Consider the following 13565-nt stretch of genomic DNA (forward strand, 5'->3'; position numbering starts at 1 on the left):
ACCCATCCACGGATCGTGGACCGGCCCAGCTCACAGACTTGGGAGACACGCCCTAATCCATCACCAGCACTCTCGGCCCGCTGGCCTCGCGCACCTGCCAGGGGAGGCGAGCCACCGTTGCTGATCCGTCCTCGCTTCGCCGTCGCGATGGGAACGGCAGCGTCCCGGGTCCCAGGCGACGCCGACCAGCACAGATGCGATCCCGCGAGTAACGCGTTGAGCGAACCCGGCGACGAGCAAGGCATTCATTCAGGGGGACCATTGAAACAACATCAAGGGGCTCGCGGGCTTGGCGCCGGCGACCCGCACACGGAGCCGCTGCTCCGGCCACCCGGGATGGGCGCGGCGGGAGTTCCGCCGGCTGGTGGCGCACCGGGCACGACACCGCGCCGATCAGCGCGGGCAAGGTTGATCGGGATACTGGTGGTGGCGGCACTGCTGGTCGCCCTCGGCGCGGTGTGGTGGCTGACCGCCGCGTCGATGTCCAGGCCGGCTCCGGTCGCCTCCTCGACTGGGGCTTCCGCCGGGCCGACAGCGCCGCCGCAGCAAGTCGGTCCGGCGACCGTCGACAGCGAAGGGCGCCTGTTGCCGCCGGCCGCGAGCGACGGAGCGCGGCGCCTGTACTCGGCCCTCGAAGCCAACGACATGTCTGCCGTGCGAGCGGTGTACACCCCCGATGACACCGCTGCCTCGTGGTCGACGTTGCGGACACGCCTCTCACCCGAGGCGGTTCGCGACGGGTTGCTCGAGGCCTTGCGTCACCCACCCCAGCCGCGACCCGAGGTCGACTATCTCTACGCGTCCGGCGACTATGGCGTCGGCCTCACCGGTACCGGCCGCGTCGCGTTCGTCGGCACGGGCCAACGGGCGGCGACCACCGCAACACCCACCGAGCGCTCTCCCTCCCCGGGCTCGCGCGCCGTGCCCTTCGAATGCGAGGACTCCTTCGTCGGCGATGGGCTCCAAACCCCAGAGTGCGACGGGCAGGACAACGACGCGAGGACCAGCCACTGCTCGGCTGACCTCGAGACCTGCCCCACCGGCTACCGGGAAGGCGTCACCAGCAGCGCCAACCCCTTCGGATGCAACTTCGACGCCATCTCCGCCGAGAACCCGTGTCAGTGGCGCTACGAGGATCAGGGCGACCGCCCCAACCCCGTCACCGTCGCCCAGCGATGGGCTGTCTGCCACCTCTCGGGCCACCGAGAATTCTGTTAGCTACGCAGCAACACCGACGCCGCGGACTCCAGCAGCCGTCGGATCATTCGCGCCGATGCATCTCGCTCGTATCACGAGAACGCCCAATCTAGGCGAATTAGCTTGGTAGCCGGGATCGAAGGGCGCATGCAGGCATAGCCGAGCATTGTGGGACGGTTTCTATGAGCAGCTCCTACCGCCACCGTAGTCGCATCGATGTCACGGTCCAGGTGACGAGAGAAGATCCCGAGGCTACGCGCCTTACCGAGCGGCACGTGATCTACTGCGAAACCTCGCCAAGCGCGGCGAGAAGGTGCCTTCCAGGTCCGGAACCGGCACATACAGATGACCCTGAAAGAACTCGGACTCATCGAGTTCGTCTACCTAACTGACCACCATGGGAAGAGGATGCCTTACCCCAGAGCGATGAGCTTGACCGGCGTCGGCCGCGCGGCGCTGACCTGACCCATGTCACTCGCAGTAGCTGGACCTCGTCCCTTCAAGAGGGCGACGACCGCTCCTCAACCGCGTATCACGACATCCACTCGCGAAAGGCCCCAACTCGCAGTCGCGGACGTAATGCGGATCGAACAGTCCTGGGGGTTATCGGCTCACCCGCCCTGCAGCCGCGCGGGCTGCTCGGTGTGACGAGGAGGCGTGCGGGGCATCGTCAGGGCCTCCTGCCCGCCGGCCAGTTCAACCGCTGACGCGTTCCGGAGCCTCGGTCAGCGCGGCGGCCGTGGATGAGCTTCCTCGTGCCCGATACAGCCGTCCCCGACTTCAGGAGGCCTTCGATGCTCGCCATCGCCGCGGCAGTCTTGTTCCTCATCGCCCTGATCTTCGAGCTCACGGGCCTCCCGATCGCTGTGATCGCCCCGACTGTGTTGCTCACGCTCGGCGCCATCTGAATCGCACTGCACCTCGCCGGGATCGGCCACCAGCGCCCAGCACGTCGATGAGAACAGGTCCCGGCGAGACGGCGATGCTCGGCTCCGGTTGCCCCCTCCTGGGAGTCGGTCGCCCTTGTCGTTGCCGGAACGCAGGTGCGAGTGCGAGTCTCGGTGTCGCCCTCAATGACATCTCGCCGCATGGCCTCGGTGCTCGGTTGGCTGCGGTGGCCGAAGGCGTCGCGGGTCTCTGCGCGGAGGGCACTGAAGCCAAGCCGGAGGGACCGCGAGCTCGATGTCCGCGATCAGGGGCGCCGCTCGTGCCGTCCTGTCGTCGGGACGGTCGTGAGTTCTCGGTGGGGCAGCTGGACCCGTACGCGTTGGGGCGGCCGTCGGCGGCAGCCGTGCCGTCGGCCCAGGAAGTAGAGCGTCGCACCCAAGATCATGTGCGAGAGGGTCCCCGCGGCTACCAGTAGCACGTCGGTCACCGTCCGTCCCCGGTCGTCGGTGCTCGTTCGCGCCGGTGTCGGTGTCACCGAGGCGGCCGTTACCTGTTGCCGCGAAGAGGGTCCGGCTGGGCGATGGGCATCCGGCCGACCGGGCGAGGGCGGGGCGAACGGCCCCCTCACCCTCTCCGAGCACAGCGGGATCGAGCCACGAACTTCGTGACCGAGGTCAACACCGTCCCCCGGAAGTACTTCCTCGACACCGAGCGCCGGACGCTCATTGCAGCTCTAGCGTTTCGTCCGGCTTACCCCACCGACTCTCTTCTCGGGCTCTCGGTTGGTGGGGCAGCCGACGGGGGGCGTCCCATCAGGCACAGGGGGCGCCCCTCGTCGCGTCTCCTTCTCGGTGGTCCGCTCCGGAGATGAGGACCCCTGGGCCGTGTCGTAGCACCGATTACCGGACCAGTGCTCGCCAACCGACGATCGCCGCGTGGTCGCTGGTGAGGTCGATCTCGTAGGTCACACCGTCGAGGGCGTACTCCACGTTCTCGTCGGCCTCTCGCTCGACGGATATCAGAGCGGAGAAGAACCGCGAACATCGAATCGGCTGAGTCCGGTCCGCGCCACGTACGTAGTTCTCCCCATGCCGAAGCGCCTCGACCCGGTGCAATCTGGAACGCCTGTCATCTTAGGGCCAGCGCCAGGGAGAAGGAGAGAGGCAATGCTCCGTCGAGCACTCTGGATTAGCCTGTTCAGCAGCTTGATGGTTGCTCTCTCGGTCGGTCCTGCCATGGCGGCACCAAATCCTCCAGGCGGAGAGCCCTTCGAGTATCTGACGGCGTCAGCCGGGGAAGTTTGCCCCTTCCCGCTGCGCATCGATATCACGGCAGCCCAGGCAGTCCGGACGACTCTTCCCAGCGGGCTCCTCCTTATCACGGGCCCGGCCACGGCTACCGTGACTAACACGGAATCTGAGGAGTCTCGGACCTATAACATCTCAGGGCCGGGAACCTTTGATCCGGTTACCAAACGGTACACCCTTTTCGGGCAGTCCCTGATCGTTCAGCCGTCTTCCGTTGGGACGCCGTTCCTCATCACGACGAGCGGCCGAGTTAGCTTCATTGAGAACCAACCGATCGATGAGCCTCTGCGCGGCCACATCAGCCACGATGTTTGCGCCGAGCTGGGCTGATCCCGAGCAGGAGCCACGCTGTCCCCAGCCAGCCGGGCGCCGGCAACGCGACCGGCGCCGAGGCCAGCAGCGCCGCCGGCGAAACGAGACGACGGCGGGCCTCACCGCACCTTGAGCACCGCTCAATGTGGCGGTTGACGCGCTTGCGCAGCAGGAAGGTCATGGTGCCGTCCCAGTCTCCGAGCAGGTCGCCGAGCTCGGCACACGCCTCCCGCTCGTGGCGCGCGACCAGCAGCGCGCCCAGGCAGCGTTCAACTGTCAGGCGCAGCCGAGAGACCAGAGTGTTGGCGTTGGTGGCGCTAACCCCGAGTGCCCGAGGATCACCATGACCTGGAGACGCTGCATCGCGCCACCGATCAGCCCTGCCTCTCGGCATTAAACCTGGGCCACGCGATCGGGGCGGCATCCGCGCTGATGCGGCCACATGCAGCTGTCCGAGCCAGTCGACGCAAGTCCCAGTCACGGCCTCAACCGCGAAGGGCTCTGCCGCCTCCTGGAAGGTCGGCTGGGGTACCCGGGCGGCGGTAGCGCGATCGTCCTCGCACACCAGCCATTGGAAGCGGCTCTAGAACCTGGCCGACGTGTCGAAATCGCTCGTCGAGCATCACGGGTTGCGGTGGACGCGGACCTCGAATTCCAGCTTCTCGAGCAGCGGTTTCACGGTAGCTGCTCCTCCACTGAACTCGCTGGCTGCGAGGACCTCGCCGTGGCGCAGGCGATGGGCGGCCCCGACGATGGCCTTCGAGTCGTACTCGCGACCGTCTCGGACCAGGAAGTACGAGCGCGCCTCGCGGAAGCCGTACTCGGCGAGGAAACGGTCGCGGCCGAGCTCATCGAACTTGTCGAGAGCGACCTGGATGTCGTGCGAGGTGACCTCGGGCCGGGCCATGATCTCGAGAGTAGAGGTAGGCAACGATGCTCAAGCCGTCGGTCGAAGGCCGCGGGCGAGGCGACGCTCCCGGGCCGCTTGCCGTCGACTGTCTCGACAAGATCGAGGCATGACGTTGACGACGCACCCTGGAGCATCGGGCAGTACGAGACCTTGTGGACCACGCGCACCGGTGGGCGACTGACCGGGCCGACGAGGTCGAGCCCGAGCTTGCGAAGCATCGGGCTCTCGCCGCGGGCGAGCTCGGCAAGCGTCTGTTCGCTGTTCGCGCTGGTCATCGGCGTGCGACGTGCAGGACCCGCACCACGACGACGATTCTCGAGCCACCCTTCGAGGTTCTCGGTCATCGGGGGGCCTGCAACGCTCCTGGTCAGCGACTTGTGGGCCCCGTGGGACTCGAACCCACAACCAACGGAGTCGTAGTCCGGACTTGGTGACGTTGGTGGAAGATGGTGAGCACCCGCACTGAGCTGCACCGACGCTCCCGCGCGGTTCCGACCGTCTCGCGGCGCTGATGGTCGTTGGCGGCCGGTAGAGGGCAGTAAGCGGTGCCGGTGATCTTGCCCCGTGCTCAGGCCGAGATGAGCGGCTTGTAGCCGAGAACGGACGCCGCGCCGTCGAGGTAGGCACGCCGGTGCGCCCTCGGGACCCACTCCTCAACCGGTCGCACCGTGAGCATCCCGCCGCCGGCGATCCGCCAGTAGTCCTCCTCGACGAGCGCGATCGAGGCGTCCTGCTCGCCCTGGGCCTGGGCCTGCTCCTGCTCGGTCATGTCCGGCACGGTGCCCGAGCTCGTCGACGTCGTCCAGACGCAACGGCCGGTGTGTGGTCTCCCCGTCGGCCAGGTCTTCCCGGAGCGCGCCAGGGCCAGGGGGCCAGGTGGAGCACCCGACGTGCTGAACGACCTGGCCCCCTGGCCCTGGGGTGCTACGCCCTCGCGGTGGCCGGCGGGGAGACCTGCCCTTCCCCCTCCCCGGAGGTCGCCTGGGGTGCGGGGGCGGCGAGCGCCCCGCCTTCGTTCTCGAAGCGCTGTGCCCTCGACGTCCTGAGGTAACAGACTTGCCAACTCGTGCGACGCCGTGTGTGTAGGTCCGGCATGAGGAGAAGGCACTGGACATCAACGCAACGATCTCGCTGGCAGCAGTCGTTGTTGCCGGACTAACACTTATCGTCTCAACCATTATCAGTACATGCTCAGTTGTGATAGCGCAGAAAGCTGCCAGGGCGGCCGAGGAATCTGCCCGAGCTGCGAAAGTCTCCGCGGAGGCAGCCTTGGACGGCGTCGAACAATCTCGCCGTTCCGCCAAGGCCGCTGAAGTGGCCGCCGCAACAGCCGTGAGCGCTCTTGAAGTAGCAATAGAACAGACTCGTATTGCGGAGAGAACCGCTGACTCTAGTGAGAAGTCGGCGTCAGCGAGCGAACAAGCTGCATTAGCAGCCGCACGTTCGACCGCGCTAGCTCAGGAACAGAACGCCATTGCCCGCGCCGCCCACGAGATGAGCGAGCAACCGGAGTTCCATGTGTACAAGAGGAACGTAAGCATTGACACCGGCGCAGCCACGATTGAGGCGTTCTACGAGCGCGGCCCATCAGGTATTCGCATAAGGACGGAGTGCCGTGCCGAGTACGTTGTGATGCCAGACTTCGAGTACATCAATTTTCGCGACGGCGTCCAAGAGTTCGAAGACGTATCGCCAGGGAAATACTTCGAGTTTCGGGTCGGACATGCTCTCAACCGTGGATTAGCCTCTGCCGTCGTGGACGTTGTATTTCGATGCACGGAAACGGACGAGGCCGGAGGACCGATCAGGGCCTGGCCCCCTGTCATCCAGAAGATCGAATGGACCGATGCCGAGATCGTTCAAATGGAGGAGCGCAAGCGCAGTGGATGACGACTGCCCGTCGCTCCTGGGCCTCTCTGGCCGGGCGCGCCCGCGCCGGCCGCCGGGCCGAAGGTAGAGGCGTGTCGGCTGCGGAGCCGCCCGGTCCGGCCCGTCAGGGCCGGCTTGAAGACGTATAGAAAGTCCTCACCAACGAGGCTGCTCATGTGACCCGATACAGTCCTGGTCGTGGACCCACTGCTGACGGGAGCGAAGGTCTTGGCGAGCGAGGAATCGAAGAATCTCTTAGGAAGAATCTTTGGCCCGGCTGCTGACGTTGTAGGTGAGCACTTGGCGACCCTTCTCAAGGCCCGGGTGGACAACTCACACAAGATTGCCCAGGCCGCTAGCCGAAGGCTTCGTGACGATGTCGACCTCCAACCAGTCCCTATGCGTGTAGCACTTAGAGCACTCGACGAAGGGTCGTACTCGGACGACGAGGTTGTTACGGAGTACGTGGGTGGCATTATCGCTTCGTCGCGCATGGCGGCGAACGATAGCGACATTGCCAATACCTACGTGTCCATGGTAAGCAGACTCTCGGTACGACACCTAATGATTCACTACCACGTTTATCACGCCATCAAGTCGGCGGCGGGGTCGGAGTGGATCAATGTTTTCGACGGCGAAGAGGTCGAGCAGAGTCTGACAATCCACATAAGCGCAGGCGAGCTTGAGAGAGTCTCGCTCGCCGTTATGACTGACGACGACGCCGATGAGGATACTAGCTTCTTTAGCGCCCTTAAGTACTTGGTGCGAGAAGGACTCATGGAGGTTCGAAGCGGTGGAACGCTGAATCATCTGCGAAAGACATACCTGACTGCCCCGTCGGCCGGAATCGTTGTATTGCCAACAGCCACCGGGATTGAGCTCTTCATGTGGGGCTTGGGTCGCGGCGATCTCGGCGTCGCAGAGTACTTCGCGAGCCCCGCCGAATCTCTGATCATAACGGGAATCGACGCTCCCGCCCGCGGTACATCAATCAGTCCCGCTATCGGATTGGAAGAAGTCGGCCGGTAGGAACGAAGCACTCGACTTCGACGATTCCGCATGAGATACTTTGCGCGTGGCCGACTCCATTGGCAAGCGAATCGCTACATTTCGGCGACGTCGCGGAATTAGTCAGGCTGCCCTGGCAGGACTCTTAGGCCGGTCCGAGTCCTGGCTATCGCAGGTCGAGCGCGGCGTCCGATCGGTCGACCGCATGTCGGTACTTCTCGACCTGTCACGACTGCTGGATGTCGAGGTTCAGGCGCTTACTGGCACATCGTGGCAACTCGCGCCGAACGGTGGTCCCCGCGCCGAAGGGCTCGGCGAGATTCGCTCGGTGCTCATTCGATACGCGAATCTTGTGGAGGACGACATCCCGGCGCCGACGGCGACGTCGCTTCGCGCCGTGGCCTCGGACCTGCATCAGGCGTATCAGGCGGCCAGGTACGCGAGCGTCATCCGCGAGCTGCCAATGCTGATCGGGCAGGCTGACTCGGCACTCCTAGGCGCGGCCGGCGACGACCGAGAGGCAGCGTTGTCGTACGTCGAGGCGTACGTCGTCGCGTCCAAGCTGCTGACGAAGCTCGGTGTCGGCGACCTCGGCGCTGTGACCGCGGATCGCGCCGCGATGGCTGCCGGTCGGACTGACTCGAACGTCGCGCAGGGCATGGCGATCTATCAGGTCGTCACGGCGCTCCTGCGGTCCGATCAGGTCGACCAGGCCGAGCAGCTCGCGACGCGGATGGCTGAGCAGCTCGTGCCGCGCGTGCGCTCGGACGATCCGGCGCTGGTTTCGGTGGCCGGCGCACTCTGGCTGATATCCAGCGTGATCGCCGCCCGTCGCGCTGAGAAGTGGGAGGCGGAGCGCCGGCTCGATCGCGCTCAGATGCTCGCCGACATGCTCGGACACGACGCGAACTACGCCTGGACCGCGTTCGGCCCGACGAACGTCGCGATCCACCGGGTCTCGGTCGCGGCCGAACTCGGCGACCCGGCGGCAGCGCTCGACGCGGCGGCCGCGGTCGACCTCGACCGACTGCCCGAGGGACTTGCCAGCCGTCGCGCTCAGGTCAACCTCGACCTCGCCTGGGCCCAGGCACAGCGCAAGCGCGACGCCGAGGCCACGCTGAACCTCCTCGAGGCGGAGAGCGCCGCATCCGAAGCGGTCGCCCACAACGTCATGGCCCGGGAGGTCATGCGCGAGATGCTCGCGCGGTCCAAGCGTGGCCACGGCTCGGCGCTGCAAGCTCTCGCGACCCGCGCGGGTGTGCTGCACTGACGTCATGTCGTCGCCCCTCAGCCTGGTGGTCTGCGGTGCTCCGCTGGCATCCCGCGCCGACGAGGTTGCGCGCGCCCTGGTCGGGGCCGGCTGGTCGGTCTCGGCCGGCGTGACGGAGTCCGGGACCGGATGGATCGACGCCGACACGTTGTCCGAGGCTTCGGAAGCACCTGCGTCCACACGCCGCCGCCAGCCCGACGAGCAACGACGAGAGAGCCGCCCCGAGCACGTCGTGGCGTTCCCGCTGACCTTCAACACGGCCAACAAGATCGCCCGCGGCGTGATGGACAACCACGTGACCGGGACTCTGTGCGATGCGCTCGGCACCGGAGCGACCATCGTGTCGGTGCTGTTCGTCAATGACCGGCTGTGGGCTCACCCGGCATGGGCGTCGACCCTTGACACGCTGACCTCGGCTGGTGTGGTGTTCCTCGACCCACGCTCCGGCCGTCCGGGACCGCCTGTTCCCGTTCGTTCCGGTACAGGTGGAGATGTCGTCGCCGGCTTCGATCCGGAATGGGTCGTCCGCGCGTTGCAATCGCGCCGAGCAGCGACGGCCTGATCGCACTTCACACGACCCGCACATCTGTGCGGGTCGCACTTTTGTGCGGGTCGAGTCGCTGACCTGCGGTTTTCCTGGTGTTGCGCCCCGAACGGATCGGGAATCGCGCGACGAGTCCCTGGAGGACGGCAGGCATGGCAGCGATCAAGGTGGACATCTCGGCGTCCCGCTACAGCGTGGGCGTGGTCCCGAAGCCGAAGAACGACATGGAGGGTCGCCAGCGCACGGACCGCATCACCGGTACCCCGCTGTTCGTCACGCAGCTGATCAAGCTCGACGACGACGGCGCGGAGATCATCCCCGTGACCACTCCGGGGGCACCTGACGTCGGGCAGGGCGCAGAGGTCCGGCCAGTGAACCTCGTAGCGATCCCCTGGCAGCAGGCGCAGCGCTCCGGGGTCGCGTTCAGGGCGGACGCCATCGAGCACACGCCCGCGTCGGCGCCCACGCCGAAGGGCTCGGGCTCGTGACCGCCGCAGCCCGCAGCGAGGCGCTGTGGCAGGGACTCAACTCCACTCAGGCCGACGGCACGGAGTGCGTCATGTGCGAACGCTCCTTCACCTGGCCCGAGCTGCCCGACGCCTATCGGCCCACTCCGGTGCCCGGCACCCGTTCTGGCCCCGCCGGTATCCCCGCCGTCCCGGTCGGGCGCTCCGAGACCGGGTCGCAGGTCTTCGCGTGTGCGGGCATCTGCGCGGCCCTGGCCTGGCCCGACTGATCGACCGTCCGCTCCGCGGGGGTCGGGGCTGACGTCCCCGCAGCCCCGACCTCCCCTCCCTCGTCCCATCTTCCGGCCGGCGCGGTCCGGCCTCGGCTCACCACGGAGTGATCGTCATGGCCCGTTCCGCCTCGTCTTCCGCCCGTTCCCGCCCGTTCCTGCGGGCCTCCCGTACGGACGGATTCGAAATCATCACCGCACCGACCACGCACCCGGCCGCCCGTGTCGCAGGCCTGGTGATCCGGATCCGCGCCGAGATCATGGCGGTCCTCGCCGTTGTCGCCGGCTGGCTGCTGCTCACGACCTGGATGCCCTGGGCCGCTGCGCTCGCTCTCGTCGCCGTCGTGATCGCCGTCCTGGCGGCGGTTCCCGACCTGCGCAGGTTCGTGACCCGACGAGCCATGGCGACGATGACCCGCCACCGGCTACGTCAGGTCCTCGTCGAGCGTCGCTGCCTGAACTTCTCCCGCGCCGCTCCGCTGTTCCTGTGGTCTCACCCGACCGAGGTCGGCGAGACCGTGTGGCTGCTCCTCCGGGCCGGGATCAGCCCGTCGGACATCGAGGGCGAGGTCGAGTGGATCGCCTCCGGATGCTTCGCCCGCGACGCCCGCGTCACGCCCACCCGTCGCATGACCGCCCTGGTCAAGGTCGACGTGATCCGCCGCGACCCGCTGGCCCGCGAGCTGATCGCTTCCGAGCTGGACGACTGGACCGCCACCACCGGCGAGGCACCCCCGCGCGGCACCGTGATCGTTCCGGCGACGCCGGCCAACCAGCACTGGTCCGGCACCGGGCACCGAGCCGGTACGTCGGTCCCTGCCCCGCGCACGACGCTCGACGAGCGCGACGACGTCCCGCTGGTCGTCGACCACGCCGAGCGGGCGAAGGACGACCGGACCTCGGTGCCCGACCGTGGCGGGGACTGGTCGGACTATGTCTGAGCCGACCCGCCTCCGCGCCCTCCTCCGCGACTGGGTCACCGCCGTTCGCACCCCGGCCGCCTGCAACGAGGCGCCCGCGCCGTCCGTCCTGTCGATCTGGGACCCGATCCACCTCGGGGTCGACGAGTACGGCCGTGCGGTCCGCGTGACCCTCGCCTACCGCAACGCTCTGCTCGCCGGGGAGCCCGGCGCCGGCAAGTCGGTCGGGCTGAACTGCATCGTCGGCCACGCCGCCCTGTCCACCGACTGCGGACTGTGGCTCTTCGACGGCAAGCTCGTCGAACTCGGCCTCTGGCGCACCTGCGCCGAACGATTCGTCGGCCCGGACCTCGACGACGCCATCGACGCCCTCGACGCGCTCCAGACCGAGATGGACCGCCGCTACGACCTGCTCGACACCGAACGTCGTCGCAAGGTCACACCCGACGACGCCACCCACGGCATCGAGCCCGTGGTCGTGGTGCTCGACGAGGTCGCCTACTACTCGGCCACCGTCGGCACCAAGACCCAGCGCGAAGCCTTCTCCGTGGCCGTGCGCGACCTCGTCGCCCGTGGCCGCGCCGCCGGGATCATCGTCGTCGCCGCCACGCAGCGGCCGTCCTCGGACATCATCCCGACCTCGCTGCGGGACCTGTTCGGCTACCGGTGGGCGTTCCGGTGCACCACCAACAGCAGCTCGGACATCGTGCTCGGCGCCGGCTGGGCCACCCGCGGGCACACCGCCGCCGACATCGCCCCCGAAGACAAGGGCGTCGGACTGCTCCTGGCCGAGGGCGGCGAGCCCTGCCGGATCAAGTCCGCGTACCTGTCCGACGAGCAGGTCTACGCCCTCGCCGACCACGCCGCCGCTCTGCGCGCCCGGGACGCCGCATGAGTACCTCCGAGCTGCGGGCGACCGTCGAGTCCCTCGGAGCGCGGCGACGAGCTCGCGACGCCAAGACTGCCTCGCTCGCCGAGCTCGCGACCGCCGTGCGCGCCGACCATGACCGGTGGATGAGCCATGTGGCCGGGGCCGCCGGCTGCGCGCACCCGATCCGCCTGGTCGGCACCGTGACCCATGTCGAGGCCGCCACTGGGCGCATCACCCGCGACACCCACACCACCGAGATGCCGGACGGCGTGCTCTACACGCCCTGCGGCAACCGCCGCGCCAGCGTGTGCGCCGGCTGCGCGGAGACCTACCGCGCCGACACCTACCAGCTCGTCACCGCTGGCCTCGTCGGCGGCAAAGGCGTCCCCGCCAGCGTGGCCGAGCACCCGTGCGTGTTCCTGACCGTGACCGCGCCGTCCTTCGGGCCCGTGCACGCCCACCGCACCGACCGCGCCGGACGCACCATCGCCTGCCGCCCCCGGCGCCAGCTCGAGCATTGCCCGCATGGTGTCCCGCTGGCCTGCTTCGACCGCCACAACGACGACGCGCCCGAGCTGGGGCGCCCGCTGTGCCTGGACTGCTACGACCACCCCGCGCAGGCGGTGTGGAACCTGCACGCCGGGGAGCTGTGGCGCCGCACCATGATCGCCGCCCGACGTGGCATCACAGCGCTGGAGAAGCGCCACCACATCAAGCTGCGCCTGAGCTACACCAAGGTCGCCGAGTTCCAGGCGCGCGGCGCGGTGCACCTGCACGCCCTGGTCCGCCTCGACGGCCGCGACCCCACCGACGCCGACGCCGTCCTCGTCCCAGACGCCCGGGTCGGCGCCCACCACCTCGCCACCGTGCTCCGTCGAGCCGTGGAGGACACCCGGTTCACCACCGCCCCGCACCCCGCCCGCGAGGCCGGCTGGCCGATCATGTGGGGCGAGCAGGTCGACCCGCGCCCCGTGCGGCTCTCGCGGCTCGATCTCGACGACACCGGCGAGATCACCACCGGCGCCGTCGCCGGCTACCTGGCGAAGTACGCCACCAAGGCCACCGAACTCGCCGGTCACGCCTCCAAGCGGCTGCGCCCCGACATCGTGCGCGAGTACGCCCGCCTCGACACCCACCCCGGCCGCCAGATCGACACCTGCTGGCACCTCGGCACCCGACCCGAGCAGGCCGACAGCCAGGAGTGGGCCGCCGGCTGGGGCCGGCTCCAGCGCTGGGCGCACATGCTCGGGTTCGGCGGCCATTTCTCGACCCGGTCCCGGCGCTACTCGACCACCCTCGGCGCCCTGCGTCAGGCCCGACGTGACTGGCGCCGCGAGCACGCCCGACACCCCGACGAGGACGACGAACTCGCCGACGAGGACACCACCGAGGTCATCGTCAACTCGCTCGCCTTCGCCGGCATCGGCTGGCACACCAGCGCGGACGCGCTGCTCGCCAACACCTCGGCCGCCAACGCCAGGGCCAGGAGGCGAGCCGCGAAGGAGGAGACCGACACCGCAGCCTGACCAGGAGACCAACCCGATGTATCCGCGAGAGCGACTCTGGTCCGTCCAGGACCTCGCCGAGTTCCTTGGCGTCCCGATCATGACCATCTACCACTGGCGCCGCACCGGCTACGGCCCGCGAGGCACCCGCGTCGGCCGGTATGTGAGGTACCGCGAGGCCGAGATCGAGCGGTGGCTCGACGAGCAGGTCGAGAAGGTGGGGTAGCC

Annotated in this window: 15 protein-coding genes; 11 read left to right on the forward strand and 4 right to left on the reverse strand. The window is 68.0% G+C overall.

The features are described from left to right. Nucleotides 1-426 precede the first annotated feature (426 nt). Nucleotides 427-1218, forward strand: a complete 792-nt coding sequence (locus tag PH189_RS10430; protein ID WP_274188722.1) for a nuclear transport factor 2 family protein — start codon at nt 427-429, stop codon at nt 1216-1218. Nucleotides 1219-2984: 1766 nt separating this feature from the next. Here PH189_RS10430 and PH189_RS30465 read toward each other — a convergent pair. From PH189_RS30465 to PH189_RS10445, 4 genes are all read right to left on the reverse strand, one after another. After that, nucleotides 2985-3200 (reverse strand): Lsr2 dimerization domain-containing protein, encoded by a 216-nt coding sequence (locus tag PH189_RS30465; protein ID WP_420791492.1) that lies wholly within the window; start codon nt 3198-3200, stop codon nt 2985-2987. A gap of 490 nt (nt 3201-3690) precedes the next feature. Further along, nucleotides 3691-3885: a hypothetical protein gene (locus PH189_RS10435; RefSeq protein WP_274188723.1), complete on the reverse strand. Its 195-nt coding sequence runs from the start codon at nt 3883-3885 to the stop codon at nt 3691-3693. Between the two features lie 441 nt (nt 3886-4326). After that, nucleotides 4327-4611, reverse strand: a complete 285-nt coding sequence (locus tag PH189_RS10440) for a ScoMcrA-related endonuclease (RefSeq protein WP_274188724.1) — start codon at nt 4609-4611, stop codon at nt 4327-4329. Between the two features lie 571 nt (nt 4612-5182). After that, nucleotides 5183-5383, reverse strand: a complete 201-nt coding sequence (locus PH189_RS10445; RefSeq protein ID WP_274188725.1) for a hypothetical protein — start codon at nt 5381-5383, stop codon at nt 5183-5185. Between the two features lie 500 nt (nt 5384-5883). On the opposite strand from PH189_RS10445, the gene PH189_RS10450 reads away from it, so the two are divergent. From PH189_RS10450 to PH189_RS10495, 10 genes are all read left to right on the forward strand, one after another. Further along, on the forward strand, nt 5884-6504 hold the full coding sequence (locus PH189_RS10450; protein ID WP_274188726.1) for a hypothetical protein: 621 nt from the start codon (nt 5884-5886) through the stop codon (nt 6502-6504). A gap of 177 nt (nt 6505-6681) precedes the next feature. After that, nucleotides 6682-7512, forward strand: a complete 831-nt coding sequence (locus PH189_RS10455; RefSeq protein ID WP_274188727.1) for a hypothetical protein — start codon at nt 6682-6684, stop codon at nt 7510-7512. Between the two features lie 46 nt (nt 7513-7558). Next, complete coding sequence (locus PH189_RS10460) at nt 7559-8761, forward strand: helix-turn-helix domain-containing protein (RefSeq protein WP_274188728.1); 1203 nt, start codon at nt 7559-7561, stop codon at nt 8759-8761. 4 nt (nt 8762-8765) lie between these two features. Then, nucleotides 8766-9323 carry a flavoprotein gene (locus PH189_RS10465; protein WP_274188729.1) on the forward strand — a complete coding sequence of 186 codons (558 nt, stop codon included), beginning with the start codon at nt 8766-8768 and terminating at the stop codon, nt 9321-9323. 134 nt (nt 9324-9457) lie between these two features. Then, on the forward strand, nt 9458-9793 hold the full coding sequence (locus PH189_RS10470; protein WP_274188730.1) for a hypothetical protein: 336 nt from the start codon (nt 9458-9460) through the stop codon (nt 9791-9793). Further along, on the forward strand, nt 9790-10041 hold the full coding sequence (locus PH189_RS10475) for a hypothetical protein (protein WP_274188731.1): 252 nt from the start codon (nt 9790-9792) through the stop codon (nt 10039-10041). Before PH189_RS10470 ends, PH189_RS10475 begins: the two co-directional genes overlap by 4 nt. Nucleotides 10042-10277: 236 nt before the next feature. After that, complete coding sequence (locus PH189_RS10480; protein ID WP_274188732.1) at nt 10278-10982, forward strand: hypothetical protein; 705 nt, start codon at nt 10278-10280, stop codon at nt 10980-10982. Next, nucleotides 10975-11856, forward strand: coding sequence for an FtsK/SpoIIIE domain-containing protein (locus PH189_RS10485; protein WP_274188733.1), 882 nt, complete (start codon nt 10975-10977; stop codon nt 11854-11856). The genes PH189_RS10480 and PH189_RS10485 overlap by 8 nt, the downstream gene beginning before the upstream one ends. Further along, nucleotides 11853-13358 carry a replication initiator gene (locus tag PH189_RS10490; RefSeq protein WP_274188734.1) on the forward strand — a complete coding sequence of 502 codons (1506 nt, stop codon included), beginning with the start codon at nt 11853-11855 and terminating at the stop codon, nt 13356-13358. The genes PH189_RS10485 and PH189_RS10490 overlap by 4 nt, the downstream gene beginning before the upstream one ends. A 16-nt stretch (nt 13359-13374) precedes the next feature. Continuing rightward, entirely contained in the window at nt 13375-13563 is a 189-nt protein-coding gene (locus PH189_RS10495; RefSeq protein WP_133828470.1) for a helix-turn-helix transcriptional regulator, read from the forward strand. The last annotated feature ends 2 nt before the right edge of the window (nt 13564-13565 follow it).

It is taken from the genome of Actinomycetospora chibensis (assembly GCF_028737215.1).
GTDB classification, from domain to species: Bacteria; Actinomycetota; Actinomycetes; order Mycobacteriales; family Pseudonocardiaceae; genus Actinomycetospora; species Actinomycetospora chibensis.